26 protein-coding genes are annotated in these 24,317 nt (G+C 73.7%); 18 read left to right on the forward strand and 8 right to left on the reverse strand.

The window, feature by feature from the left end; genetic code table 11:
* Window positions 1–29 precede the first annotated feature (29 nt).
* A complete protein-coding gene (locus tag FB554_RS15160; protein WP_142007212.1) occupies window positions 30–881 on the reverse strand; it encodes a hypothetical protein in 852 nt (283 codons plus the stop codon).
* Window positions 882–1,259: 378 nt separating this feature from the next.
* On the opposite strand from FB554_RS15160, the gene FB554_RS17840 reads away from it, so the two are divergent.
* The 3 genes from FB554_RS17840 to FB554_RS15175 all read left to right on the forward strand — a co-directional run bounded on the left by FB554_RS17840 (window position 1,260) and on the right by FB554_RS15175 (window position 3,764).
* The gene (locus FB554_RS17840) at window positions 1,260–2,048 is read left to right on the forward strand and encodes a LysM peptidoglycan-binding domain-containing protein (RefSeq protein ID WP_276489341.1); all 789 of its coding nucleotides are present in this window, start codon (window positions 1,260–1,262) and stop codon (window positions 2,046–2,048) included.
* Window positions 2,049–2,158: 110 nt separating this feature from the next.
* Complete coding sequence (locus FB554_RS15170) at window positions 2,159–3,052, forward strand: alpha/beta fold hydrolase (RefSeq protein WP_142007214.1); 894 nt, start codon at window positions 2,159–2,161, stop codon at window positions 3,050–3,052.
* A gap of 7 nt (window positions 3,053–3,059) precedes the next feature.
* Window positions 3,060–3,764 carry a trimeric intracellular cation channel family protein gene (locus FB554_RS15175; protein WP_142007215.1) on the forward strand — a complete coding sequence of 235 codons (705 nt, stop codon included), beginning with the start codon at window positions 3,060–3,062 and terminating at the stop codon, window positions 3,762–3,764.
* Window positions 3,765–3,787: 23 nt separating this feature from the next.
* On the opposite strand, the gene FB554_RS15180 is transcribed toward FB554_RS15175, so the two are convergent.
* Both FB554_RS15180 and FB554_RS15185 read right to left on the reverse strand, forming a co-directional pair.
* The gene (locus FB554_RS15180) at window positions 3,788–4,882 is read right to left on the reverse strand and encodes an S-adenosylmethionine:tRNA ribosyltransferase-isomerase (protein ID WP_142007216.1); all 1,095 of its coding nucleotides are present in this window, start codon (window positions 4,880–4,882) and stop codon (window positions 3,788–3,790) included.
* Window positions 4,879–5,607: an SDR family NAD(P)-dependent oxidoreductase gene (locus FB554_RS15185; protein WP_142007217.1), complete on the reverse strand. Its 729-nt coding sequence runs from the start codon at window positions 5,605–5,607 to the stop codon at window positions 4,879–4,881. Before FB554_RS15185 ends, FB554_RS15180 begins: the two co-directional genes overlap by 4 nt.
* Window positions 5,608–5,656: 49 nt before the next feature.
* Here FB554_RS15185 and soxR point away from each other — a divergent pair, with 49 nt between their 5' ends.
* The 5 genes from soxR to FB554_RS15210 all read left to right on the forward strand — a co-directional run bounded on the left by soxR (window position 5,657) and on the right by FB554_RS15210 (window position 11,149).
* Window positions 5,657–6,139 (forward strand): redox-sensitive transcriptional activator SoxR, encoded by a 483-nt coding sequence (gene soxR, locus FB554_RS15190; protein ID WP_338070574.1) that lies wholly within the window; start codon window positions 5,657–5,659, stop codon window positions 6,137–6,139.
* Between the two features lie 121 nt (window positions 6,140–6,260).
* Window positions 6,261–7,043, forward strand: coding sequence for a tyrosine-protein phosphatase (locus FB554_RS15195; RefSeq protein WP_236022171.1), 783 nt, complete (start codon window positions 6,261–6,263; stop codon window positions 7,041–7,043).
* A gap of 134 nt (window positions 7,044–7,177) precedes the next feature.
* Window positions 7,178–8,623 carry an amidase gene (locus tag FB554_RS15200; RefSeq protein ID WP_142007220.1) on the forward strand — a complete coding sequence of 482 codons (1,446 nt, stop codon included), beginning with the start codon at window positions 7,178–7,180 and terminating at the stop codon, window positions 8,621–8,623.
* 19 nt (window positions 8,624–8,642) lie between these two features.
* Entirely contained in the window at window positions 8,643–9,449 is an 807-nt protein-coding gene (locus tag FB554_RS15205; RefSeq protein WP_142007221.1) for a CPBP family intramembrane glutamic endopeptidase, read from the forward strand.
* A 110-nt stretch (window positions 9,450–9,559) separates the two neighbouring features.
* Window positions 9,560–11,149: a glycoside hydrolase family 10-like protein gene (locus FB554_RS15210; protein ID WP_142007222.1), complete on the forward strand. Its 1,590-nt coding sequence runs from the start codon at window positions 9,560–9,562 to the stop codon at window positions 11,147–11,149.
* Between the two features lie 90 nt (window positions 11,150–11,239).
* Here FB554_RS15210 and FB554_RS15215 read toward each other — a convergent pair whose 3' ends face one another.
* Window positions 11,240–12,418 (reverse strand): anhydro-N-acetylmuramic acid kinase, encoded by a 1,179-nt coding sequence (locus tag FB554_RS15215; protein WP_142007223.1) that lies wholly within the window; start codon window positions 12,416–12,418, stop codon window positions 11,240–11,242.
* Window positions 12,418–13,332 (reverse strand): N-acetylglucosamine kinase, encoded by a 915-nt coding sequence (locus FB554_RS15220; RefSeq protein WP_170206916.1) that lies wholly within the window; start codon window positions 13,330–13,332, stop codon window positions 12,418–12,420. Before FB554_RS15220 ends, FB554_RS15215 begins: the two co-directional genes overlap by 1 nt.
* A 144-nt stretch (window positions 13,333–13,476) precedes the next feature.
* Between FB554_RS15220 and FB554_RS15225 the strand changes: the two genes are divergently transcribed.
* Genes FB554_RS15225 through FB554_RS15260 form a run of 8 tightly spaced genes read left to right on the forward strand, consistent with a single transcriptional unit; the run spans window position 13,477 to window position 19,539 of the window.
* Window positions 13,477–14,391: a MurR/RpiR family transcriptional regulator gene (locus FB554_RS15225; RefSeq protein ID WP_142007225.1), complete on the forward strand. Its 915-nt coding sequence runs from the start codon at window positions 13,477–13,479 to the stop codon at window positions 14,389–14,391.
* Window positions 14,388–15,311 (forward strand): N-acetylmuramic acid 6-phosphate etherase, encoded by a 924-nt coding sequence (gene murQ / locus FB554_RS15230; protein ID WP_142007226.1) that lies wholly within the window; start codon window positions 14,388–14,390, stop codon window positions 15,309–15,311. Before FB554_RS15225 ends, murQ begins: the two co-directional genes overlap by 4 nt.
* Window positions 15,312–15,336: 25 nt before the next feature.
* The gene (thpR, locus tag FB554_RS15235; RefSeq protein ID WP_142007641.1) at window positions 15,337–15,918 is read left to right on the forward strand and encodes an RNA 2',3'-cyclic phosphodiesterase; all 582 of its coding nucleotides are present in this window, start codon (window positions 15,337–15,339) and stop codon (window positions 15,916–15,918) included.
* Window positions 15,902–16,234, forward strand: a complete 333-nt coding sequence (locus tag FB554_RS15240; protein WP_142007227.1) for a YrdB family protein — start codon at window positions 15,902–15,904, stop codon at window positions 16,232–16,234. Before thpR ends, FB554_RS15240 begins: the two co-directional genes overlap by 17 nt.
* A 1-nt stretch (window position 16,235) precedes the next feature.
* On the forward strand, window positions 16,236–16,661 hold the full coding sequence (locus tag FB554_RS15245; RefSeq protein WP_142007228.1) for a MarR family winged helix-turn-helix transcriptional regulator: 426 nt from the start codon (window positions 16,236–16,238) through the stop codon (window positions 16,659–16,661).
* Window positions 16,662–16,716: 55 nt separating this feature from the next.
* Window positions 16,717–17,826, forward strand: coding sequence for an App1 family protein (locus tag FB554_RS15250; RefSeq protein ID WP_142007229.1), 1,110 nt, complete (start codon window positions 16,717–16,719; stop codon window positions 17,824–17,826).
* Window positions 17,819–18,679, forward strand: a complete 861-nt coding sequence (locus tag FB554_RS15255) for an Fpg/Nei family DNA glycosylase (RefSeq protein WP_142007230.1) — start codon at window positions 17,819–17,821, stop codon at window positions 18,677–18,679. The genes FB554_RS15250 and FB554_RS15255 overlap by 8 nt, the downstream gene beginning before the upstream one ends.
* Before the next feature lie 20 nt (window positions 18,680–18,699).
* A complete protein-coding gene (locus tag FB554_RS15260) occupies window positions 18,700–19,539 on the forward strand; it encodes a thioesterase family protein (RefSeq protein ID WP_142007231.1) in 840 nt (279 codons plus the stop codon).
* Window positions 19,540–19,733: 194 nt separating this feature from the next.
* Here the strand turns inward: FB554_RS15260 and FB554_RS15265 are convergent, their stop codons facing one another.
* Window positions 19,734–20,054, reverse strand: coding sequence for a rhodanese-like domain-containing protein (locus FB554_RS15265; RefSeq protein WP_142007232.1), 321 nt, complete (start codon window positions 20,052–20,054; stop codon window positions 19,734–19,736).
* Between the two features lie 43 nt (window positions 20,055–20,097).
* Here FB554_RS15265 and pdxY point away from each other — a divergent pair, with 43 nt between their 5' ends.
* Complete coding sequence (gene pdxY / locus FB554_RS15270; protein ID WP_142007233.1) at window positions 20,098–20,946, forward strand: pyridoxal kinase PdxY; 849 nt, start codon at window positions 20,098–20,100, stop codon at window positions 20,944–20,946.
* A 130-nt stretch (window positions 20,947–21,076) separates the two neighbouring features.
* On the opposite strand, the gene FB554_RS15275 is transcribed toward pdxY, so the two are convergent.
* Both FB554_RS15275 and FB554_RS15280 read right to left on the reverse strand, forming a co-directional pair.
* Window positions 21,077–21,985, reverse strand: coding sequence for a peptidoglycan-binding protein (locus FB554_RS15275; protein ID WP_142007234.1), 909 nt, complete (start codon window positions 21,983–21,985; stop codon window positions 21,077–21,079).
* 84 nt (window positions 21,986–22,069) lie between these two features.
* On the reverse strand, window positions 22,070–22,960 hold the full coding sequence (locus FB554_RS15280) for a peptidoglycan DD-metalloendopeptidase family protein (RefSeq protein WP_142007235.1): 891 nt from the start codon (window positions 22,958–22,960) through the stop codon (window positions 22,070–22,072).
* A gap of 273 nt (window positions 22,961–23,233) precedes the next feature.
* Here FB554_RS15280 and FB554_RS15285 point away from each other — a divergent pair, with 273 nt between their 5' ends.
* Complete coding sequence (locus tag FB554_RS15285) at window positions 23,234–24,307, forward strand: NBR1-Ig-like domain-containing protein (protein ID WP_142007236.1); 1,074 nt, start codon at window positions 23,234–23,236, stop codon at window positions 24,305–24,307.
* The last annotated feature ends 10 nt before the right edge of the window (window positions 24,308–24,317 follow it).

Genomic DNA, 24,317 nt, shown 5'->3' on the forward strand with positions numbered 1-24,317 from the left:
GCAGACCTGCAGGCAGCGGCGTCGAAGCCTCATGGCCGGGTCGCGCCGGTGAGGACTCCCCACCGGCGCAGCGCCGCGTCGCTGCCGAGCTCCCAGCGCAGCGACGGGTCGGTGGCGTAGAGCCGAAGGAAGTGGAACGCCGCCACCGGGTCGCACAGGAGGTCGTCGGACTCGATGTCGGCGTCGCCGTGCCCGGTTCCGCGGTCGGGGGTTCCGGCCGCACCGGGCGGTCGCACGGTGAGCGTGAGCCGGTTCGAGGCTTCCGGCCGCGGTCCGAACGGGAGGTGGTTGGCGTTGTGCATCGGCACCCACGTGTGCCAGGCGTGCACGTCGCCGATGCGGTCCCACGCCCACGTCTCCACCGGGTTGCGGTCGTGCAGCTCGACGCCCGACGGGGTCAGCACCAGCCCGCGCGGGCCGCGCCGTCTCATCTGCAGCTCGTCGGCCATGGCGATCGCCGCGAGCACGGCCAACCCGATGACGAAGACGCTCGGGAGCAGCTCCCGGTTCAGCAGCCCGCGCACGCCGGCGACGAGCGCAAGGACGATGCACAACGAGCCGATCGCGACGAACCGCAGCGACTTGCCCTGCATCGGCAGCAGCACGCCCAGCCCCTGGCCCGAAGGGACCGTCCGCGGCTCACGAGCCACCCGCCGCGGCGCCGGGACCATCCACACCAGCGCTGCGGCGATCACGAGCGGGACGGCCGCGCCGACGGGCCCCCCTTCGACGAACGCCATCCAGGCCAACCAGCCGAACAGCGCGGCCAGGGCCGCCCAGACCACAGGCATCACGCGGCGCCGCGGCCGCTCCAGGTGCCACCCGATCGAGGACCTGCGCTCCACCTTCGGCTCGGCGTCGCGCACCGGGTCCCAGCTCACGGGCGGAGAGCGTACGCAGACGGGGGCTCAGCGGCCTCGCGCGGGCGCGACCGCCCGCGTGCACGGGCCCGCGATATAGCCGTCACAGCGAATCCTCAGTAACACCAGTGCTTGTGAGCCGCGTCACATTCGGGGGTTCGGGTGTAACGAATGTTGGTCACGAAACGGTTAACGCGTGACCACTCGTGGTCTGGCTCGGCCCGGAGACATGAACAGGACCGAGCAGCTGGCGTGCCCACTCGCCGATTCCTCCCGTGGGCGCGGCGCCGGAACTTCCGGACCCAGCAGAGGCGCGGACGTACGCACGTCAGGCCGACCGATCACCATCGGGGCCGGGCGGCTTCGTGCTGCGAGGCGGCAACACGAAGGGAAGAACTTTTGCTGAACAACCGCAAGGCCCGAGTGACCACGCTCGCCGCCACCGGCGCCGCGACCATCGCGGCCGTGACCGTGGGTGGCGCTGCCCCCGCGAACGCTGACACCGGCGTCTGGGACCGCGTCGCGCAGTGCGAGTCCGGCGGCAACTGGAGCATCAACACCGGCAACGGCTACTACGGCGGCCTGCAGTTCTCGCTGTCCACCTGGCGCGCCTTCGGCGGGTCGGGCATGCCCAACCAGGCCAGCAAGGCTGAGCAGATCCGCGTCGCGCAGCGCACCCTGGCCGCGCAGGGCCCGGGCGCCTGGCCCGTGTGCTCCAAGCGCGCCGGCCTGACCGCGAGCAACGGCGGCTCGTCGTCCTCCTCCTCGGTCGACACCCAGGAGCAGGAGCGCGAGACCGAGGCCCCGCAGCGTCGCACCGAGACCCGCGAGCGCAACAACGACCGCCCGGAGCGCACCGAGACGCGTGAGCGTTCCTCGCGTTCCAGCGAGCGCGCCGAGGTCAAGCAGGACGCCCCGGCCAAGAAGTCGACCCACAAGTCGAGCAAGTCCGAGAAGAAGAGCTTCTCCAAGAGCGAGAAGAAGTCGACCAAGCACACCCACAAGAAGTCGGTCCCCTCGGTGAAGGCCTCCAACGAGACCATCACCGTCAAGGCCGGCGACACGCTGGGCAAGCTGGCCGAGAAGCACGGCATCGACAGCTGGCGCACCCTCTGGGCCGCCAACTCGAAGACGGTCTCGAACCCGAACCTGATCTTCGTCGGCCAGGTCCTGAACCTGCCTGCCTGATCCAGGCATCACGTCGAGGCCCCGGGAGCGATCGCTCCCGGGGCCTCGTCATGTCCAGGCGCGCCCGACGTACGCCGTCGGCCGGCAGCCCTGCGCCGTAGGCTGACCGCATGGCTGAGCTGTTCGTCGACGTCGGCGGCACCCGCGTGTTCGTCGACGACCGCGGGTCACGGTCCACGGCCGTGCTCTACGTGCACGGCGGCCCGGGGCAGGGCAGCTATGACCTCACCGCCTCGGTCGGCGACCTGCTGAGCCGGCACGTGCGGCTCGTCGCGGTCGACCAGCGGGGCGCGCTGCGCTCCGACCCGCTGCCCGCCGAGCCGCCGCTCACCCGCGACCTGCTGATCGCCGACTTCGAGGCGGTGCGCCGCGAGCTCGGGATCGAGCGGTGGGTGCTGCTCGGCCACTCGGCGGGCGCGCCCGTCGCGCTGGAGTACGCCGTCGCCCACCCCGACGCGGTCAGCGCGGTGATCTTCTCCTGCCCGACCTTCGACGCCGACCTCACCGACCGGCACCGGCTGCCGGTCGCGGCCAAGCGGCTGCGCGAGCTCGGTGACGAGGAGGGCGCGGTGCTGTGCGAGGAGATCGCCGCCCGGCCCGACCACCTGAGCCCCGCCGACGGCGCTCGCGAGGCGACGCAGCGGCTCGGCGAGCACTATCTCGAGCTGTTCTTCCATGACGCCGACGGGCAGGAGCGCTACCTGCGGCTGATGCGTGACTCCGAGCTGACCGACGAGCAGCGCGAGCGCGGCATGTCGCACCTGCCGCTCATCGAGCCGATGTACCGCTCCACCCTCGGTCTGCTCCCGCGGCTGCGGCAGCCGCACCTGCTCGTGCACGGCATCGACGACCTGGTGGCCGCGCCCGCGATGATCAGCGCCTACCGCCAGACGGCCCAGGGCGCCCAGGTCGTGACGCTCGCCGCGTCCGGCCACTTCCCGCACGTCGAGGAGCCCGAGGCCTTCGCGGCCGTCGTCCTCGAGCTGGTCGCCGGACTGGACTGATCCCGCCATGCCCGCTGCCGACTCGTCGGTGCTCGACGCGCTGCGCTGGGTCGACCTCGCCGGCGTGCTCGGCAACGCCATGCTCGGCGGGGTCGTGGCCCGGGCCGCCCGGCTCGACCCGGTCGGCTTCGCGGTGCTCGCGATCATCTCCGGCCTGGGCGGCGGACTCATCCGCGACACCCTGCTGCAGGCCGGCCCGCCCGCCGCACTGCTCGACAACGCCTACATCCTCACCGCGCTCGCCGGCGCGGCGATCGCCTTCCTGGTGCAGGTCGAGGGCGGGCGCACCTGGGACCGGGCCTGGCCGTGGATCGACGCGGTCTCGCTCGGCGCCTGGGCCGGCGCCGGCGCCCTCAAGACGCTCGACACCGGCCTCGGCTGGCTGCCCGCCGTGCTGCTCGGGGTCGTCACCGCCGTCGGCGGCGGGATGGTGCGCGACATCGTGCTGCGCCAGGTGCCGGCGGTGCTGGGCAGCAGCCCGCTCTACGCCACCTGCGCCCTCGCCGCCAGCAGCACCCTGGTGGTGTGCGCCCAGCTGGGCCACCCCACCCTCGGCCTGGTCCTCGCGGTCGTCGTCGGCGCGGGCCTCACGCTGCTGGCCCGCAAGCGCCGCTGGATGCTGCCGCTGTCGGCCAACTGGGGAGCGCTGCGCCGCGAGGGCGAGCGGCGCGCCCGCGCGGTCCGCCGGGTGCGGAGGCGTCGGGACGGCTGAGACACCGATCAGACTTGGGTGTCTCACGGGGGTGGGAGGACGAGCGACGGCAGGAGCAGCGCGGAGTCGCCGAACTCGTGCCAGAGGTAGCCGCCGGAGGTGGCGGCGGCGTACGCCCGTTCGGTCAGCTCCGCCCCGGCGACCGCCTCGACCAGCAGCAGGTGCGACGCCTCGGGGTCGTGCCAGCCGGTGACCAGCCCGGTGACGACGCGCGGCGGGTCGGACGGCGTGACGAGCCGCTCGGTCCAGCCCCGCGTCGCCTCGACCCGGCCGCCCGGCGTGACCGCCGACTCCAGCGCGCGGGTGACGGTGGTGCCGACCGCGACCACTCGGCCCCCGCCGGCGCGCGTGGCGTTGACCATCCGCGCCGTGACCTCCGGGACCTCGAAGCGCTCGGGCTGCGGCCCCTCCCCGGCCTCCTGCGACGAGACGCCCGTGTGCAGCGTGACGGTGGCCGTCGCGACCCCGCGACCGACCAGGTCCGCGAGCACCCCGCCGGTGAACGGCCTTCCCGCAGAAGGCATCTCGGCGCTGCCCGGGACGGTGCTGAAGACGTTCTGGTACGTCGACAGCGGGTATCGGCGATCGAGGTAGCCGTAGGCGATGGGCCGGCCCGAGCGCTCGGCCCGCGAGGCGAGGTCGCCGTCGACCTCGGCCCGCCACAACCGGTTGCCCGACCCGGTGGGGGACGAGCCGTCCTGCGGGTAGCCGGAGACCAGGGTGAGCGTGACGTCCGCGATGCGCAGCCGCTCGCCGGCCTCGGCGTCGAGCACTGGCCGCTCTGCGTCGGGGGCGCTGCGCAGCTCCACCACCCAGGCGCCGTCGTCGAGCGGGGTCGCCAGGTGCACCACCACCGCACCGCGTCGGTCGCTGACGGCGTCGAGCTGCCCGGCGACCGTCGCCGAGTTGTTGACGACCACGAGGTCGCCCGGCTGCAGGTGGTCGGCGATCCGGGTGAACCGGGTGTGGGTGACGCCGTCGCCGGAGGCGACCAGCAGGCGTACCTCGTCACGGCGGAGGCCGCGTTGCTCGGGCGGGCCGGTCGCCGCGAGGCCGGCACCGGGCGCGTGACCGGCGGCTGGCAGCGGGGTCGCGGCGTGCGCGGCGGGGGTGGTCATGCGCGCGCCTGCGCCGGCGCGAAGTCGGCCGCGCGCAGGCGTCCCGACGGTGGCCGCTGGTCGAGGATCGCCAGGACGTGCGGCACGACGGTCTCCGGCAGCGGTCGGTCGGAGATGTCCTCGTCGGGGAAGGCCGCCTGGTGCATCGCGGTGCGCATGTCGCCCGGGTCGATGGCATAGGCGCGCAGGCCCTCCTCCTCGCCCCAGGTCAGCGTGAGGTGGTCGAGCGCGGCCTTGGAGGCGCCGTAACCGCCCCACGTCGGGTAGTGCTCCACCGCCGCGTCCGACGAGATCGACGCCAGCACACCGTCGTTCGCCGTCAGCAGCGGCAGCAGCGGGCGGGTGAGGTCGAGGCCGGGGCCGACGTTGACCGCCCACACCGCCCGCAGCTCCTCGAGCGCGAGGTCGCGCAACGGCCGCAGCGGAGTCGGTCCGAGATCGCTCGCGTTGTGCAGCAGCAGGTCGAGCCGGCCGAGCCCGGTGACCCGGTCGACGAGAGCGGCGCGGTGCTCCGGGTCGGACACGTCGCCGGCGACCGCGTGCACCGTCGGCAGCTGTGCGGTCGCCTCGCGCAGCCGGTCCGGGTCGCGGCCGTCGGTGACGACGGTCCAGCCCCGCGCGGCCAGGGCGTGCACGAGCTCGCGCCCGAGGCCCGCGGAGCCGCCGGTGATCAGGGCGACGGGTGAGGTGGTCGAAAGGTCTTGTGCGTTGACGTGATTGCTCATGCCGGCCATGCTTCAAGTTCAACTCAACTTGAAGTCAAGGGGTGATGTCGTGGAGCGCTCGAAGCACGACCAGCTCACCGTCGGTGAGGTCGCTCAGCGCAGCGGGTTCGCGGCCAGCGCGGTGCGCTACTACGAGGCGCAGGGGCTCATCGCGTCCACGCGCACCTCGGGTGGGCAGCGGCGTTTCGAGCGCAGCGTGCTGCGCCGCCTGGCGTTCGTCCGGGCCGCGTCCAACGTCGGGCTGTCGCTCGAGGAGGTGCGCGAGGAGCTCAGTCGGTTGCCGCGGAACCGCACGCCCACCAAGGCCGACTGGAACCGCATCTCCCGGCACTGGCACGGCCTGCTCGAGGAGCGCATCAAGGCGCTGGAGAAGCTGCGCGACGGCCTCGACTCGTGCATCGGCTGCGGCTGCCTGTCGCTGCAGCGCTGCGCGTTCTCCAACCCCGACGACCGCGCCGCCAACGGTCCCGGAGCCCCTGGCGCGGCGTTCCTGCCCCGCCTGCTGCGCGAACCGCTGGACCCGTCCCGCTGAGCCGGCACCGACGTACGCCATCGCGGTCCACCGCCGAGACGTGCGGCGGAGCGCACGGGCCGGCGGTGCTCCGGCGGAGCGTGGCGCGGGGCCGGCGAGGGCACGGCTTACCGTGGGTCCCGTGAGTCCTGCGTGGATCGACCTCGACGGCCTGGCCAACATGCGCGACCTCGGTGGGACGCCGCTCGCCGACGGTGGGGAGGTGCAGCCGGGGCGGCTGCTGCGCTCGGACAACCTGCAGACCCTCACCCCGGCCGACGTCGAGGAGCTCGTCGAGCGGCGCGGGGTCACCGACATCGTCGACCTGCGCAGCGACGTCGAGCTGCAGCTCACCGGGCCCGGGCCGCTCGTCGAGGTGGAGTCGCTGACGCACCACCACCACTCGTTCTTCCGCGAGCGCAAGGTCGCCGTCGAGGACGCGCTGGTGCTGCCGTGGCGCGACGCCGACGCGCGGCGGGCCGAGCCGAAGGACGCGAACCACTGGACCAGCCACTACCTCGGCTACCTCGCCGACCGCCCCGACTCGGTGAGCAACGCGCTGCGCGTGGTCGCCGAGGCCGAGGGGGCGGCCGTGGTGCACTGCGCGGCGGGCAAGGACCGCACCGGCACCGTGGTCGCGATGGCGCTGTCGGTCGCGGGCGCGTCGGACGAGGTGATCAGCGCCGACTACCTCGCCACCGGCGAGCGCATCGAGCGGGTGGTCGAGCGGCTGATGACGATCCCGGCCTACGCCGACAACCTCAGCGGCCGCGCGCTGGCGGAGCACACGCCCTCCCCCGACACCATGCCGCGGCTGCTCGCCGCCATCCGCGACACCGCCGGCTCGGTGGAGGGGTGGTTGCGGCAGAACGGGTGGACCGAGGCCGACGTTGCGCAGCTGCGGGCGCGGCTGACCCGGCCGTAGCCGCACGACCGACCGGCACAACGGGTCCCGGAGGGGCTCTGGGCGCCCGATCAGGCAACTTGTGCCGGTCCGTCGTCCGCCCGACCCGGACGATTTCGCCCGCACCGCGCACTACCGTGAAGTAACTTGCCGGGATGAGCAGCGCCACCTCCGACCGCACGACCGCCGCGACCCGGGTGCACGCGTTCACCGACGACGCCCTGGCCGACCACGACGCCACGGCGCTCGCCGAGCTGATCCGCCGCGGCGAGGTGTCTCCGGCCGAGGCGATCGAGGCCGCGATCGCCCGCAGCGAGGCCGTCGAGGCGCAGCTCACCGCGCTCGAGCGCACCGACTTCGAGCGCGCCCGGGCCCGCGCGCGCACCGCCGACCCGGCCGCGGCGGACCTGGCCGGAGTCCCGACCCTGTTCAAGGACAACGTGCCCGTCGCCGGTCTGCCGATGACCGTGGGGTCGCGGGCGACGCCGCCGCAGCTGCCGGTCCGCAAGAACGGCAAGGTCGTCGACCAGCTGCTCGCCACCGGTCTCGTCCCGATCGGCACCTCGCGCATGCCCGAGTTCGGCTGGACGCCCACCACCGAACGCGCCGACGGCACCCTCACCCGAAACCCCTGGCACACCGACTTCTCCGCCGGCGGTTCCTCCGGCGGATCCGCGGCGTACGTCGCGGCCGGGGTCGTGCCCATCGCGCACGGCAACGACGGGGGCGGGTCGATCCGCATCCCCGCCGCGGCGTGCGGCCTGGTCGGGCTCAAGCCCACCCGCGGCCGGCTGCGCATCGGCGAGTCGTCCGCGGCCATGCCGGTGCGCATCGTGAGCGACGGGGTGCTGACCCGCACCGTGCGCGACGTCGCGACGTTCTACGCCGCCGCCGAGCAGGTCTACCGCCCGCGGCGGCTTCCGCCGGTCGGCCGGGTCACCTCCCCGCCGGAGAAGCGGTTGCGCATCGGGCTGCTGCTCGACTCGCCCGTCGCCCCGCCGACCGACGCCGAGACCCGCTCTGCCACAGAGGATCTCGCGCGCACGCTCGAGTCGCTCGGTCACCACGTCGAGCCCTACGACCCGCCGATCCCCGACTCCTTCCGCGAGGACTTCATCGACTACTGGTCGTTCCTCGCGATGACGGCGGCGGACGGCGGCCCGCTGATGTTCGGCAAGGGGTTCGACAAGTCGGCGCTCGACCCGATGACGCTCGGCCTGGCCGGACAGGGGCGCCGGCGGGTCTGGCGCGCGCCGCTGTTCCTCAGCCGTCTGCGCGCCTCGGGTCTGGTCTACGACCGTCAGCTGCGCGGGCTCGACCTGGTGCTCAGCCCCGTGCTCACCCGCACGACCCCGCGCCTCGGCGAGCTCGACCCGAACGGCGCGTTCGAGGCGGCCTTCCAGAAGGTCTGCGACTACGCCGGATTCACCCCGCTGCACAACGCCACCGGCGCACCCGCGATCTCCCTGCCCACCGGGCGCACGTCCGACGGCCGACCCATCGGCGTCATGCTGTCCGCCGCGCGCGGCGCCGACGCGCTGCTGATCCAGACCGCGCTCGAGGTCGAGCAGGCCGTTCCGTTCGCCCGGATCCAGGACTGAACCGCCTACCCTGAGGCACGTGACGGCCACCCCGCCCCCGGTCCGCGACTGGCGCGGGGTGCTGCCCGTCCCTCGCACCTCGCTCACGCCGCGGCAGATCCAGACCGAGACCACCCTGGTGCTGCTCGCCGGCCTCGGCGCGTCGGCGATCTATGCGGTGCTGTCGATCCTGCGCAAGCTCAGCGACAGCCGCCCGCTCGCTGAGCAGACCACGACGATGAACAACAGCCAGGCGCAGAACTCCTGGCTCGACCTGGCGTACCAGCTCGTCGGCATCGGACTCGGCCTGGTGACCGTCGGCCTCGCGCTCTACTTCCTCAGCCGCGAGATCCGTTCTCCTGCAAGGTTCGTCGGCTTCGACACGCGCAAGCCCGGCCCCGACCTCGCCCTCGGCGTGGTGCTCACCGCCGTCATCGGCATCCCCGGGCTGGGGCTCTACCTCGTCGCGCGGGCGATGGGTCTCAACACCACGATCGCCGCCTCCGCGCTGGGCGAGGACTGGTGGTCGCTGCCGGTACTGGTGCTCGCCGCGATCCAGAACGGCGTGCTCGAGGAGGTCGTGATGGTCGGCTTCCTGTTCACCCGGTGGAGCCAGGCCGGCTGGTCGCTGCCGAAGGTCGTGCTGGTCTCGGCCCTCATCCGCGGGACGTATCACCTCTACCAGGGCTTCGGCGGCTTCGTCGGCAACATCGTCATGGGCATCGTCTTCGGAGCGGTGTACGCCCGCACCCGCCGGGTGATGCCGCTCGTCATCGCGCACGCCCTGCTCGACATCGTGGCCTTCGTGGGTTACGCGCTGCTCAAGGACCAGGTGTCGTGGTTGTGACCGCGCGCGGCTGACGAGGGCGATCCGGTCGCCCGCTCCCCGAGCGGCGGCCGACACGAAGTTCGGTCAAGAAATCACCACGAGTGGTGCACCGCTGGTAAATCTTGACCATGACCCAGCCCACACGCCGCACTGCCCTGGCCGCCGGGGCCGGCCTGGTGGCCGCCCCGTTCGTCGCCCCGCCGTTCGCCTCCTCCGCCCTGGCCGCCGGCCGACCGGTCGTGCCGCTGCCCGACGGCGGCTGCCCGACCGACCCGCGCACGCCCAAGCGCGACCTGCGCGCGATGTGGGTCGCCTCGGTGGAGAACATCGACTGGCCCTCGCGCACGGGCCTGTCCGCGGAGCAGCAGCGCACGGAGCTGGTCGGCTGGCTCGACCTCGCCAAGCAGCAGCGGCACAACGCGATCGTGCTGCAGGTGCGGCCGACCGCCGACGCGTTCTGGCCGTCCGACGTCGAGCCGTGGTCGGCGTACCTCTCTGGCACGCAGGGGGTCGAACCCGGTTGGGATCCCTTGGGTTTCGCGGTCGACGCCGCGCACGAGCGCGGGCTGGAGCTGCACGCCTGGTTCAACCCGTTCCGGGTCTCGCAGCGCGCCGACCGGTCCGTCCTGGCGCCCGAGCACCCGGGTGCGCAGCACCCGGACTGGGTGGTGGCGTACGGCGGGAAGCTCTACTACAACCCCGGGCTGCCGCAGGTGCGCGAGCTGTGCCGCCGCGCGATCATCGACGCGGTCCGGCGCTACGACATCGACGCCGTGCACTTCGACGACTACTTCTATCCCTATCCCGTCGCGGGTCAGGTCTTCGACGACGCGGCCGCGTATGCCGAGCACGGACAAGGGTTCTCGCTGGACGACTGGCGGCGCGACAACATCAACCGCTTCATGAGCGACCTGCGCGACGACATCCGCCGCACCCGCCCGACCACCCAGCTCGGCGTCTCGCCGTTCGCGATCTGGCGCAACCGCGCGACCGACCCGGAGGGCTCCGACACCACCGCCGGTGCCGAGACCTACGACGACCTCTACGCCGACACGCGCAAGTGGGTGCGCGAGGAGACGGTCGACTACATCGCGCCGCAGGTCTACTGGTCCCGCGGGTTCGCCGCGGCCGACTACGAGAAGGTCACCGACTGGTGGGCCGAGCAGGTCACGGGCACCCGGGTGCACCTGTTCATCGGCCAGGCCACGTACAAGGTCGCCGCCAACGCCGACCCCAGCTGGGACGACCCGGAGGAGCTCTCGTCGCACCTGGAGTTCAACACCCGCTACCCGCAGATCGACGGCAACATGTTCTTCTCCGCGAAGCAGGTGCGGCTCAACGCGCTCGACGCGACCGGGATCCTCAACCGCACGTGGTACTCCCGCCCGTCGCTCACCCCCGCGTCGCCGTGGCTCGACGGCCGGCCCGGGGCGCCGCGCGCGATCACCCGGGTCGTGCTCGGGCGCGGCGGCCGGCAGCCGACGCTGCGCTGGTCGGGCACCGACGGCGACGCGCGGCTGTTCGTCGTCTATCGCGTGCCGCGGGACCGGGCGACCTCGTGCGACCTCGCCGACGCGCGGCACATCGTCGACATCGTGCCGGCGCGGCGCGGCGTGCAGACCTGGACCGACCCGCAGCCGGCAGCCGGCCCGGTGACCTACGTCGTCACTCCGGTCGACCGGGTGCGGCAGGAGGGGCCGGGCACCGTCGCGCGCTGAGGCTGGGCCCCGCAGGCTGGGCCCGCCGGGTGGTGCCGCCGGGACGACGGGCGCCGGGGACGACGACCGGCTGGGTCGACCGCCGGCCGGTCAGCGTCCGACGACGAGCCGCCGCGGACGTACGTCGGTGGGCGGGGGCGGCACGCGCCCTCCCGCCGGCGAGACGCGCCCGAGCACGTGCGGCTCGCGGGCGCCGGTCGTGCCGGGCAGCGCCCCCGGGACGCCGTGCCAGGTCAGGTAGCCGACGAGCGCCATGAGATAGGCCTCCTTGGCGTCGACCGGCAACCCCAGCTCGTCCGACGTGCGCAGCTCGACCGGCCCCAGGCGGCGCTGCAGCGCGGCTCGCATCGTCGGGTTGTGCACGCCGCCGCCGGAGGCATAGACCCGTGAAACGCCCTGCCCCACAAGCGAATCCGCGACCGTCACGGCGGTGAGCTCGGTGAGCGTCGCGAGCAGGTCGTCATCGGCGACCGGGTGCCCGGCCCGGGACAGAGCCTGGTCGACGAAGTCGGTCGTGAACAGCTCGCGGCCGGTCGAGCGCGGCGGCGGCAGGGCGAAGAACGGCTCGTCGAGCAGCACCCGCAGCAGCGGCTCGTCCACCCGGCCGGCGGCGGCGCGCCGCCCGTCGATGTCGTACGTCTGGCGCCCGTCGGTCAGCCGCGTCACCGTCGCGTCGACGAGGCAGCTGGCCGGCCCCGTGTCGAACGCGAGCGGGGTGCCGACCGGCGGCACGACGGTGACGTTGGCGATGCCGCCGAGGTTGAGCGCGGCGACGGGGGTGTCGAGGCCCAGCCCGCGCAGCAGGAGCACGTCGAGGGTGCCGGCCAGCGGGGCGCCCTGGCCGCCCGCCGCGATGTCGCGGGCGCGCAGGTCGGACACGACCGGCAGGCCGGTGGCCTCGACGATCTCGGCCGGCTGGCCGAGCTGGAGGGTGCCGCGGGCCCGGCCGTCGGTCACCCAGTGGAAGACCGTCTGCCCGTGGCTGACGACGAGATCGGCGCTGCCACCGGCGAACTCGTCGATCGCCGACAGCGCGGCCAGGCCGCTGGCGCGCCCCACGAGCACGTCGAGCTCGGCCACCTCCTGGATCGTCGTGGCGGCCGGGGGCAGCAGCCCCAGCAGGCGCCGACGCAGCGCCTCCTCCCACGGCACGGTGCGCGCCCCGAGCGGCCGCAGCTGCAGCTCCGCCGACCCGGCACCCTCGAGCTCGGCGACGCCGACGTCGAGACCGTCCATCGACGTCCCGCTGATCAGGCCGACGACCCGCATCAGGCGCCCCGCCGCACGACGTACGCCTCGTGCGGCAGGTCTTCTCGCTCCAGCAGGGTGGCTGCCCCGTCGAGCGCCGACCCCTGTGCGGGGACGAAGCGGGACGGCGCGATCCCGCAGGCGAGCCGGTCGGTGAGCAGCGCGCCGAGCGTGGTCAGCCCGCCGAGCAGGGCGACGGGGACGGTCGCCGAGCGGTCGAACAACGGGTCGCGGGCCGCGCGCACGGTCGCCGCGAGGTGGTCGGCCGCGGCGCTGATCACCGCGCGCGACTCCGGGTCTCCCTCGCGCGCCGACCGCGCCACGTCGGGCACGAACGTCCCTCTGCGGCGGGCGAGCTCGTAGCTGCCCGCGTCCGCCGCGAGGTCGTGCCAGTCGTCGCCGAACCGGGCCCGGGCCAGCGCGGCCAGCGGCTGGGCGCCGGCCTCGGCCCGCCGCAGCGCCTCCGCCCCGATCCAGGCCCCGCTGCCGAGGTCGCCGGTCACCGGGCCGCCGCCGTCCTCCACCGCGAGGCGACCGCGCTCGTCCAGCGCCACGGCCACCGCGCCGGTGCCGACGACCAGCGCGACCCCGGGCTCGGCACCGAGCGCCCCGACGTGCGAGGTGATCGCGTCGCTGGTCACCACGGCCGCCCTGGCGGGTGTGCGCTCGAGCAGCTCGCGGGCCAGCTGGTCGGCGGCTGCGGGCGCGGCGATCGCCCCGGCGGCCCCCACGACGATCGCGCGCAGCGGGGTGGGTGCGAGGGCGGGCACGACCGAGTCGAGCAGCGTCAGCACGGAGTGGGCTGCGGCCGAAACCCCTTCGGGCGCAGCGAGACCCGGCGCACCCACGCCCGAACCCTCGGTGAGCACCTGGCCCTCGGACACCAGGCGCAACCGGCAGCGGGTCTTGCCCAGGTCGACGAGCGCGTCAGTCACGCGGGCAGCCTTGACCGCCGATGCGGACATGTCAATGTTTTCCGTCGGATACCGTCTGCATGACGTTTGTTGTCAGCGACGCCGGGCGGGTACGCCCGCCCGACCGGGCGCTGACCGGCCAGCCGTGTCGAGCGGGAGGTGTGCATGAGCGCCGACGGCGCCGGAGCCGCTGGCTCCACCGACGTGCTGGTGCGGCTGCGCTCGAGCCTGCCGCAGCTGCAGCCCGCCGAGCAGCGGGTCGCCCAGGTCGTCATCGGCGACCCCGCAGCGGCCGCGCGCCGCTCGATCACCGGCCTCGCCGAGGACGCCGAGACCTCGGTCGCCACGGTCGCCCGCTTCGCGCGCAAGGTGGGCTTCGCGGGCTATCCGCAGCTGCGTATCGCGCTCGCCGGCGCCGCCGCGCGCGAGGACGCGCTCGGCTCGACCGGCCGTCAGCCGCCCGCCGACCTCGACGAGAGCGCCTCGCTCGAGGACGTCGTGCGCACGATCGTGCACCACGAGACCCGGGCGCTGCAGGAGACCGTCGACCACCTCGACCTGGACCACCTGCAGCGCGCCGTCGACGCCCTGGTCGGCGCCGCCCGCATCGACGTGTTCGGCGTGGGCGCCAGCGCGGGCGTCGCCTCCGACCTGCAGCACAAGCTGCTGCGCATCGGCCGAATCGCCTTCGCGTGGCACGACATCCACGCCGCGTCGACAGCTGCGTCGCTGCTCGACGAGACCGCCGTCGCCATCGGCATCTCGCACACCGGCGCCACCGTCGACACGGTCGAGCCGCTGGAGCGGGCGCGCGCGGCCGGCGCCACCACCATCGGCCTCACCAACTTCGCCGAGTCGCCGCTCGCGCGGGCCAGCGACATCCTGTTGACCACCGCCGCCCGCGAGACGACCTTCCGCGCGGGCGCCACCGCCAGCCGCACGGCGCAGCTCGCCGTGGTCGACATGCTCTTCGTCGCGGTCGCCCGCACCGACCTGCCGGCGTCGACCGCGGCGCTGGCGAAGACGTACGACGCGGTCACCGGCCGACGCGCCACCCCCGGGAAGGCCGAGCGGCGATGAGCGCGGCCGCCGACCGGCGCGATCTCGCCGCGCTCGGCACCGAGGCGCAGGACCCTCGCACGCGCGACCTCGACCGGCTCGCCGTCGCCGAGGTGCTGGAGCTGATGAACGACGCCGACGCGACGGTCGCCGGGGTCGTGCGGCAGGCGCTGCCTCAGGTCGCCGAGGCGGTCGAGCTGGTCGCCGGCTCGTTCCGGTCCGCCGGCCGCCTCGTGTATGTCGGCGCGGGCACGAGCGGGCGCCTCGCCCTGCTCGACGCCGCCGAGTGCCCACCCACCTTCAGCACCCCGCCGGAGCAGGTGATCGCGCTGCTGGCCGGCGGTGAGCGGGCGTTCACGACCGCGGTCGAGGGGGCCGAGGACGACACCGACCGGGCCGCGGCCGACGTGCGCGCCGCCGGCGTGGGCCCGCGCGACACGGTGGTGGGGCTCAGCGCCAGCGGCCGCACGCCGTACGTCCTCGCCGCCCTCGACGAGGCCCGTCGCCTCGGCGCGCGCACCGTGTCGGTGGCGTGCAACCGCGGCGCCGCGGCCAGCGCGCACGCCGACGTCGCGATCGAGCTGCCGACCGGGGCCGAGGTGCTCACCGGCTCGACCCGGCTCAAGGCCGGCACCGCGCAGAAGATGGTCTGCAACATGCTCACGACCGCCGCGATGGTGCGCACCGGTCGCGTCTTCCGCAACCTGATGGTCGACATGGCGCCGACCAACGGCAAGCTCGTCGACCGGGCCCGGCGCATCGTCGCCGCGGCCGCCGAGGTCGACGAGCAGACGGCCGACGACGCGCTGCGGGCGGCCGGCGGCGAGAGCAAGGTGGCGATCGTCGCGCTGCTCACCGGAGCCGAACCCGCTGACGCCAGAGCGCGACTCGCGGCCGCGGACGGTCGGGTGCGCGCGGTCGTCGAGCCGCGGGCCGAGTGACCGCCGACGTGGGAGCATGACGGCGATGGGTCAACGGATGTTCGTGGCGATCAAGCCGTCCGAGGAAGCGGTCGCCGATCTCGCAGCCTTCCTCGAGCCGCGCTCGCAGCACCCCTGGATCGACCCGCGGCAGTGGCACCTGACCCTCGCGTTCCTGCCCAGCGTGCCCGAGCACCGCGAGGAGGAGCTGGCCGAGGCGCTCGCCGAGCGGCTGCTCCGCCTGGCGCCGCTGCGGCTGCGGCTCGCCGGCGCGGGGGCCTTCCCCGACCCGTTCCACGCGACGGTGCTGTGGATGGACGTGCGCGGCGACCTCGACGGGCTGGCCGCGACCGCGCAGGCGGTGCGCCGCACCAGCAACCACGTCGGGGCCACGCCCGACGGGCAGGCGTTCCGTCCGCACCTGACCGTCAGCCGACTCCGCCGACCGCAGCAGGAGACGCGTTGGGTCGAGGTGCTGCAGACGTACGCCGGGCCGGAGTGGGTGGCCGACGAGGTCGAGCTGATCGCGTCGCATCTGCAGCCCGGCGGGCGCGGGCGGCCCCGTCATGAGACGGTATCCGTCGCGGAACTGGCCGATCGAGAGGACACCGATGGTTCGACCTGGTGAGGCCGTGATGTTCCTGCTGGAGCTCGCGGCGTACGTCGGGGTCGCCCTGTGGGCGTACTCCCTCGCTGACAGCACCCTCGTCGGCGTGCTGCTCGCGCTCGGCGCGATCGCCGTCATGGGCACGATCTGGGCACTGTTCTCCTCGCCGCACGCGCGCTACCCCGTCTACGGCTGGCCGCGCGTCGCGCTGGAGGTCGCCTGGTTCGGCATCGCCGTCGCCGCGTTCATTGCCGCCGGAATCCTTTGGGCCGGAGTGCTGCTCGCGGTCGTGTTCCTCGCGCTGCTCGTCTACCGCCTGCGTGCGGTGGGCAGCTGACATGGCCGACGCGCGGGGCGAGCGACTGCTGCAGGCGGTGGCCCGGCTGCACCGGTGGGCCACCCGCCACGCCGAGCTGGAGGTCTCCCCGGCGCAGGCGCGGCTGCTCGCGCTGATGGGCGAGGTCGGGCCGGCCCGCGTCGGCGACCTCGCCGAGGCCGACCACTGCAGCCAGCCCACGATGACCGCCCAGGTGCAGCGGCTCGAGGCGCGCGGCTGGGCCGAGCGCGAGCCCGACCCGACCGACGGCCGCGCCTCGCTCGTGCGTCTCACCCCCGCCGGGTCGACGGTGCTGCGGCGGGCCCGCAAGGCCCGCGCCGCCGTCGTGAGCCCGCTGCTCGCCGACCTCACGCCGCACGAGCAGCAGGTCATCGACGAGGCGGTCACGATCCTCACCCGGCTCGTCGAGCGCGACGCCAAGGCCTGAGCGAGTCCTCGCATGAGCCCCACCGAGCACCCCTGCGCCGCATAGGGTCTGGGCCATGGGGAATCCGCACCCCGCGTCACGCGCCGAGGACGCCTTCAACGCCCACCTCGCGGGGAGACTCGCGAAGCGGGGCTGGGGGCGGCACGTGCTGCCGTTCACGGGGTACGCCGGCGCAGACTTCGCGCGCGTCTTCGCCCGGGTGGTCATGCGGCGGCGCGGCGGGCCGGGTCTGCCCGACGAGGACGAGCCGGTGCAGCGCGGCTGGCGGATGTTCCTCTCGGCGCCGCTCCCGGCCGTGACGGTGACGGTGCGGCTGGGGCGCGCGAAGGTCGAGGTGGTCTCCGACCGCGGCGGCTACATCGACGTCGAGCTGCGCGGCCACGGGCTCGAACCCGGTTGGCACGAGGCGACGTTCGAGCTCGACGGGCACGTCGACACCGGCCCGGTGCAGGTCATCGACCCACAGGCACGGCTCGGCATCATCAGCGACATCGACGACACCTGCCTGGTGACCTCGCTCCCGCGACCCATGCTCGCGGCGTACAACTCGTTCGTGCTGCAGGAGACCGCGCGCCGCGTCGTGCCGGGGATGGCCGCGATGTTCCGCTCGCTGATCGCCCACCACCCCGGCACCCCGGTGATCTATCTGTCGACCGGGGCGTGGAACGCCCAGCCGACGCTCGCCCGCTTCCTGCGGCGGCACGGCTATCCCGAGGGGGCGCTACTGCTCACCGACTGGGGGCCGACCGAGGAGTCGTGGTTCCGCAGCGGGCAGGCGCACAAGCGGGCGGCGCTGCGGCGGCTCACCGAGGAGTTCCCGCACATCCGGTGGCTGCTGGTCGGCGACGACGGGCAGCACGACCCGACGCTCTACGACGAGATCGCGCGGGCCCGGCCCGACCGCGTCGAGACCATCGCGATCCGGCACCTGACCACCGCCCAGCAGATGCTCTCCAGCGGCACCCCCCTGCCGGCCGACGAGCCGAGCGGGCCGTCCAGCGTGCCGGTGGTCGAGGGCCCCGACGGCTACGTGCTGCACCGGCTCGTGACCCACGCGATGCGCGCCCGCCAGCAGGTCGAGGAGCAGGCGGCCGAGCAGAGCGGGCCTGCCGATCAGCGGACCGACCAGGCCGAGCGAGAGCTGGAGGGGGCCGACCGTGCCTGAGCTTCCCGAGGTGCAGGCGCTCGCGGACTTCCTGCGCGGGCGCATCGTCGACCAGGCCATCACCGCGGTCGAGCTGGGCTCGATCAGTGTGCTGAAGACGTACGACCCTGCGCCGCAAGCACTTTCGGGCCTGCTGGTCAGCGACGTGCAGCGGCACGGCAAGTTCGTCGACATCGACGCCGACGGGCTGCACCTGGTCTTCCACCTGGCTCGCGCCGGGTGGCTGCGTTGGTCGGAGGAGGCGCCGAAAGCCCTTCTGAAGCCTGGGCGTTCGCCGATCGCGATGCGGGTGCGCTTCTCCGACGGCAGCGGTTTCGACCTGACCGAGGCGGGCACGAAGAAGGGGCTGGCGGCGTACGTCGTCCACGACCCGGCCGACGTGCCCGGCATCGCCTCGCTCGGCCCCGACCCGCTCGCCGACGACTTCGACCTCGCCGGGTTCCGCGCGCTGCTGGAGGGCAAGCGCACCCAGATCAAGGGGCTGCTGCGCGACCAGTCGGTGCTCGCGGGCGTGGGCAACGCCTACTCCGACGAGGTGCTGCACGCCGCGAAGCTGTCGCCGTTCGCGCTCGCGTCCTCGCTCGACGACGAGGAGATCGAGCGGTTGTTCGCCGCGTTGCAGGAGACGCTGCGGGGCGCCGTGGCCGCAGCTGCGGGCAAGCCCGCGGCCGAGCTGAAGGACGCCAAGCGCGCCGGCATGCGGGTGCACGGCCGCACCGGCGAGCAGTGCCCGGTGTGCGGCGACGTGGTGCGCGAGGTGAGCTTCGCCGACTCCTCGTTGCAGTACTGCGCGACCTGCCAGACCGGCGGCAAGCCGCTCGCCGACCGGCGAATGTCACGCCTGCTGAAGTGACCCGCCGGTAGGTTCGGAGGGTGAGTGAGTTCGAGGACGCCCTGACCCTGCGCGACGGCGAGTTCCCCGGGAGCTACGCGGTCGACATCTCCGCCGGCTGGACGATCGGTGGTGGGATCAACGGCGGGCTGCTGCTGGCGACGATGGCCAAGGCGATGTCCGACGCGCTCGGCGGCCGCGGGCACACCGAGCCGCTGGCCGTGTCCGCCTACTACCTGTCGCCCACCCGGCCTGGTCTCGCGATGGTCGAGACCGACATCGCGCGGCAGGGCGGCTCCAGCTCGACCGGCAGCGCCGCGCTGGTGCAGTACGCCGACGACGGCCGCCGCGAGGAGCGCATCCGGGCGATGGGCAGCTTCACCGACCTGTCGCGGCTGCCGACCGAGGCCACGACCCGGCTGACGCCGCCCGACCTGCCCCCGGTCGAGCAGTGCGTGAGCAAGGACGACGCGCCCGCCGGGTCGCCGGTGCCCGACGCCCCGCTGCTGGAGCGCACCGACGTCCGCTTCGACCCGGCCAGCGCCGGGTGGGCGATGGGCCAGCCGTCCGGCCGCGGCCTGATCCAGGCGTACTTCCGGCTCGCCGACGGCCAGGAGCCCGACCCGTTCGTGCTGCTGTTCGCCTGCGACGCGCTGCCGCCGGTGTCGATGGACCTGGGGCGCTACGGCTGGGCGCCCACGATCGAGTTCACGGTCAACGTGGTCGCCCGCCCGGCGCCCGGGTGGCTGCGGATCAAGCACTACACCGAGCACACCGCCGCCGGGCACTTCGTCGAGGACTGCCAGGTCTGGGACAGCGAGGACACCCTAGTCGCCCAGTCCCGCCAGCTCGCCCGGATGCCCCGCGAGCCGAAGGCCTAGATCACTTCGTCGGGAGGCTGCACTACCGGTCGCAGTCGTACGTTCACGCACGATCTGAGTGGCCGGCCCCCGGGATGACGGGGGCGAGCGCCGCATTTCGTACGTTCACGCACGATCTGAGCGGCCGGCCCCGGGATGACGGGGGCGAGCGCCGCATTTCGTACGACAACGCACGATCTGCGGGAGCGGTCCGGTCAGATGACCTCGCCCGGGCCGTTCGCCGACTCCACCGGCTTGCCGGCCTGCGCCCAGGCCTTCATCCCGCCGTCGACGTTGACCACGTCGTAGCCCTGCTGGCTCAGCCACGCGACGGCGCGACCCGAGCGGCCGCCGGAGCGGCACACCACCGGCAGCGTCGCGTCGGTGGCGGGCACGTCGTCGAGGCGGGTGGGGAGGTCGCCGAGCGGCACGTGGATCGCGTTCGGTGCGTGGCCTGCGTCCCACTCGTCCTGCTCGCGCACGTCGAGCACGACGGCGTCGTCGGCGATGTCCTGGGGAACGATCTCATCGGTCATGGCGCCATCCTCGCGCAGCTGCTCCCGGCGTACGATCCCGCGGGTGAACATCCTGTCGATCCAGTCCTCGGTCGCCTACGGCCACGCCGGCAACAGCTCGGCCGTCTTCCCGCTGCAGCGGCTGGGCCACGAGGTGTGGCCGGTCTTCACCGTGCACTTCTCCAACCACACGGGGTACGGCGCGTGGCGCGGCCCGGTGTTCGCGCCCGACACGGTCGCCGACGTGATCACCGGCATCGAGGAGCGGGGGGTGCTCGGCGAGGCCGACGCGGTGCTGTCGGGATACATGGGCGCCGACGCGATCGCCGACGTCATCCTCGACGCGGTCGCGCGGGTCAAGGCGGCCAACCCCGACGCGATCTACTGCGCCGACCCGGTGATGGGTGACGTGGGCCGCGGCTTCTTCGTGCAGCCCGGCATCCCCGAGATGATGCGCGACAAGATCGTGCCCGCGGCCGACATCCTCACGCCGAACCAGTTCGAGCTGGACTACCTCACCGGCTCCGAGGTGCGCACGGTCGAGGAGCTGCTCGCGGCCGCGGACGCGTTGCGCGCCAAGGGGCCGCGCACGGTGCTCGTGACCTCGGTGCAGACCGACCAGACGCCGGCCGACTCGGTGCAGATGGCGGTCGTCACCGGCGACGGGGCCTGGATCGTCACCACGCCGCTGCTGCCGATCTATCTCACCGGAGGGGGCGACGCGACCGCCGCGATCTTCCTCGCGCACGCCCTCACCGAGACGCCGGAGGTGGCGCTCGGACGTACGGCCGACGCGATGTTCGCGATCGCGCAGGCGACGCACGACTCCGGCGCCCGCGAGCTGCAGATCGTCGCGGCCCAGGACCAGATCGTCGCGCCGGAGCGCACGTTCGAGGTCACCCGCCTGCGCTGACCGCCGCGCCGGTCCCCCGCCGGCGCCCCCGGTCCCCCGAGCGAGGAGGGGCGGCCCAGAAGATCCAGGTGGGGCCCCCTTGATAGCCGGGCCGCCCATGCACTAGCTGGGCCGCCCCTCCTCGGCAGGGTCAGGACAGGAGCCGCTTCCAGGTCTCCGGGCCGGGGTAGCCGTCGGCGTCGGAGCCGGACCAGCCCTGGGCGAGCTGGAAGTCGCGCACGTTGGCGCGGGTGTAGCGGCTGAACGTGCGGCCGGCCTGGTAGCCGTCGCCGTCGTGGTTCTTGGTGAACCCCTTGCGGATCAGGCCGCGGTCGAGCGTCTCCACCGCCGGGTGGCTCTTGCCGAGCTGGAACGCGTCGCGGCCCGGGAACGGCGGCACCTGCGGGTCCTGCCCGCCGCCGAGCTCGCCGGCCATCTCGCGCACGAGCTCCTGGCCGCGGCCGTCGACCCACCGGTTCAGCGGACCGCCGGGGCAGGAGGTCGCCGTGTGGTCCTGGTGGCCGGTGATCTTCAGCGCGCGCTCCTTGCCGAGCGCCCGGTGCGAGTTGCGGTAGAGCCACTCCAGGGCGCGCAGCGCCGCCGCGGTCGGCCGGGTCGACCCGCTGATGTGGATCTGCACCCCGATCGAGAAGTCGTTGGCGCCCTTGGTGGCGCCCGACTTGAACTGGTAGCCGCGCGCCTGGAAGATCTCGCCCTTCTGCGTGATGACGAAGTTGTAGAGGATGCCGGCGTTGCCCGGGTCGGCCTTGTGGATGCGGTCGACGGTCTGCGGCGCCTGCGGTCCGCTCACGTTGGCCCCGGTTTGGCCGTGGTAGTGCACGACGAAGTGGGTGATCGCGGTCTTGTCGATCGCGGGCGGCCCACCGGCCTGCCACCCGGTGAAGCCCCACTCCTTGCGCGGGATGATCCGCTGCGCGGCGACGGCGCTGGTCCACCCGCCCGGTCCGACCGCGGCGAGGGCGGCGGCCCCGACCGAGCCCGCGCCGACGTACTGCAGCAGGGTGCGCCGGCTCGGGCCGGCCTGGTTGGTGCTGGTCATGAGAAGTCCTTTCTCGCGGGAGGGGTGCGGGCGGACGTACGCCGCCCGCACCCCCTCGCTGTCAGTCGCGTGGTCCGGGGCCGGTCACTTCTCGACGTAGCCCTGGTTGTTCCAGAAGGTGGTCGGGTCCGGGTTGTCCAGCACCGGGTCGTCGACGCTCTTGGAGGCGTTGGTCTGCTTGCCCGGCCGCATCTCCACGTGGGTGTGGGTGGGGGCGCCGACGTTGGCCTCGGTCGCGATCTGCTGGCCGCGGCTGACGTTCTGCCCCGCCTTCACGGTGGGCTTGCTGTGCAGGTAGATCACGGTCTTGTCGACCTTCGGCAGGTAGATCGCGAGGGTGTTGATCCGGTCGCCGCCGGCCTTCAGCACGACCCCGTTGGTCAGCGAGTTCACCCGGGAGCCGTAGCCCTTGACGATGTCGATGCCCTCGTGCCGACCGCTGGTGTTCTGGTAGCCGTCGAAGCCGGCGGTGATCCGGCCGCCGCCACCGGCGTACAGCGCCTGCGACATGGGCACCTTGTCGCCCGAGGGCGGCGGGTTGGTGGCGGCGCCGATGCGGTGCGAGGCGTTCTCGTTGTAGACCGCGGTCGGAAGCTTGCCCTTGGTTCCGGGCTTGAGCTCGGCCTTGCGGGTGCCGCCGAAGTTGGAGTTGTAGAACACCGTGACGGTCTTGCCGGAGCGGTTCCAGTAGCCCCCGGCGTTGTTCTTGATGCACTTGCCGGCGCCGGGCTTGTTCTTGGTGCGGAACTCGTAGCAGCCGGGCTGGCTCGTGCCGTAGTCACCGACCGACTTCGTGAAGTCCGACCACGAGCCCCCCAGGTCGGAGTTGAAGTTGTAGCAGAACTCGCCGCTCTCGCAGCTGCCGTTGCGCGCGGCGGCGTCGGCCGAGGGCGACGTGGCGATGGCGCCGAAGCCGCTGGCGGTGAGCGCGAGCGCCCCGAGTGCGGTGGCGGTGCGGGTCTTCATGGTGCGCATGTGCCGTTCCTTTCGTGGGTCCTTCGTCCGCTCTGGACGACCACGACGCTGCCCAGCCGGCGACGGCGTACGGCAGTGGTCGGGCGGGCTCTGACGCGATCGGACGACGCGTGGTCACGTCGCGCCGGGCCGGTCGGGCGGTGTCGTCAGACCTGTCAGACGCCCGGCATGACGCGGATCTGACATCCGTCGCCTCGCTGTCACCTGCGCGACGCCTCCGGTTGCCATCCTGGGAGGCCAGTGACCGGACGACTCGGGGAGAGGTTTGTCGTCGTGAGCGACGGGACAGGGCGCGCGAGCGAACGCGCTACGGCCATCGAGGGATTCGTCGACCGGCTGACCAGAGTGCGCGAGGAGGCGGGCAACCCGTCGTTCCGGCGGATGGCCAAGCGGTCGGGCGTGATCTCGCACGCGACGCTGCACGACGCGGTGCAGGGCGCGCGGCTGCCGTCGTGGACGACGGTGGTCGAGTTCGCCAAGGCGTGCGACGCCGACCCGGAGCGGCTGCGCGGCCCCTGGGAGCAGGCCGAGCGTGCGGTCAGCGCGAGCGGGGTGCCCGATCCGCGGCCGGTGGAGCCGGCTCCGGTTGACGGCGCGCCGGAGGAGCCGGCGCCGGACCGGTCAGCGCCGGACGACCGGTCAGCGCCCGACGAGCGGGCGTCGGCGGGGCCGGCCTCGGCTGAGTCGGCCTCGGTGGAGCCGGCGGGCGTGGGTGAGTCCGGCGATGACGTACGTCGGGGGTCGGGGGCGAACGACGATCCGGCAGCGGCGCGCTCGACCCGGCCGTCCGCGCTGCTGCTCGCCGGAGCCGCGGCGCTGGGGGCCGTGCTGTCGCTCGGGGCGGTCGCGACCTACGGCGCGCTGGCCGACGACGAGCAGGCCCCGGCCGCCGCGCTGACCCCGTCGAGCACGCCGCGCGCTGCCGGTGTCGCGGCGTCGGCGTCACCCTCCTGCCCGACGAACTCGGCGACGCACGACCGTGACCTCGCGCCGCGCACCCCGGGAGACGGGGCCAGGAAGGGATCGGAGACGCCCACCGACTGCGGCCTCTACGACCGCGGCACCAAGGTCACCAAGACCTGGGAGCTGCGCAACAACGGCAACCAGGTCTGGGAGGGCCGCGCGATGCGGCGAATCGACCCGCTGCTCGGCCGGTTCGGCTGCACCACGCCGGAGACCGTGCCGATCCCCCGGACCGAGCCGGGCGGCACGGCGCGGGTCTCGGTGCCGATCACGACGCCGCGCACGAGCGCGACCTGCTACGTGCGCTGGATGATCGTCGACCGCGAAGGCAACTACGCCTTCCCGGGGCAGCGGCCGATCTTCTTCACCCTGCGGGTGCGCTGACCGGCGTACC

This window comes from Barrientosiimonas humi (assembly GCF_006716095.1).
In the GTDB taxonomy this organism is placed as follows: domain Bacteria; phylum Actinomycetota; class Actinomycetes; order Actinomycetales; family Dermatophilaceae; genus Barrientosiimonas; species Barrientosiimonas humi.

What these genes read in the sequence shown, in the direction of transcription:
- FB554_RS15225 (WP_142007225.1), top strand. Translation starts at nt 13,477, where the DNA reads ATGAGCGCCGACGGCGCCGGAGCCGCTGGCTCCACCGACGTGCTGGTG.
- FB554_RS15280 (WP_142007235.1), bottom strand. Translation starts at nt 22,960, where the DNA reads ATGCGCACCATGAAGACCCGCACCGCCACCGCACTCGGGGCGCTCGCG.
- FB554_RS15265 (WP_142007232.1), bottom strand. Translation starts at nt 20,054, where the DNA reads ATGACCGATGAGATCGTTCCCCAGGACATCGCCGACGACGCCGTCGTG.
- FB554_RS15245 (WP_142007228.1), top strand. Translation starts at nt 16,236, where the DNA reads ATGGCCGACGCGCGGGGCGAGCGACTGCTGCAGGCGGTGGCCCGGCTG.
- FB554_RS15275 (WP_142007234.1), bottom strand. Translation starts at nt 21,985, where the DNA reads ATGACCAGCACCAACCAGGCCGGCCCGAGCCGGCGCACCCTGCTGCAG.
- FB554_RS15240 (WP_142007227.1), top strand. Translation starts at nt 15,902, where the DNA reads ATGGTTCGACCTGGTGAGGCCGTGATGTTCCTGCTGGAGCTCGCGGCG.
- FB554_RS15175 (WP_142007215.1), top strand. Translation starts at nt 3,060, where the DNA reads ATGCCCGCTGCCGACTCGTCGGTGCTCGACGCGCTGCGCTGGGTCGAC.
- murQ (WP_142007226.1), top strand. Translation starts at nt 14,388, where the DNA reads ATGAGCGCGGCCGCCGACCGGCGCGATCTCGCCGCGCTCGGCACCGAG.
- thpR (WP_142007641.1), top strand. Translation starts at nt 15,337, where the DNA reads ATGGGTCAACGGATGTTCGTGGCGATCAAGCCGTCCGAGGAAGCGGTC.
- FB554_RS15170 (WP_142007214.1), top strand. Translation starts at nt 2,159, where the DNA reads ATGGCTGAGCTGTTCGTCGACGTCGGCGGCACCCGCGTGTTCGTCGAC.
- FB554_RS15210 (WP_142007222.1), top strand. Translation starts at nt 9,560, where the DNA reads ATGACCCAGCCCACACGCCGCACTGCCCTGGCCGCCGGGGCCGGCCTG.
- FB554_RS15200 (WP_142007220.1), top strand. Translation starts at nt 7,178, where the DNA reads ATGAGCAGCGCCACCTCCGACCGCACGACCGCCGCGACCCGGGTGCAC.
- FB554_RS15250 (WP_142007229.1), top strand. Translation starts at nt 16,717, where the DNA reads ATGGGGAATCCGCACCCCGCGTCACGCGCCGAGGACGCCTTCAACGCC.
- FB554_RS15215 (WP_142007223.1), bottom strand. Translation starts at nt 12,418, where the DNA reads ATGCGGGTCGTCGGCCTGATCAGCGGGACGTCGATGGACGGTCTCGAC.
- FB554_RS15185 (WP_142007217.1), bottom strand. Translation starts at nt 5,607, where the DNA reads ATGAGCAATCACGTCAACGCACAAGACCTTTCGACCACCTCACCCGTC.
- FB554_RS15180 (WP_142007216.1), bottom strand. Translation starts at nt 4,882, where the DNA reads ATGACCACCCCCGCCGCGCACGCCGCGACCCCGCTGCCAGCCGCCGGT.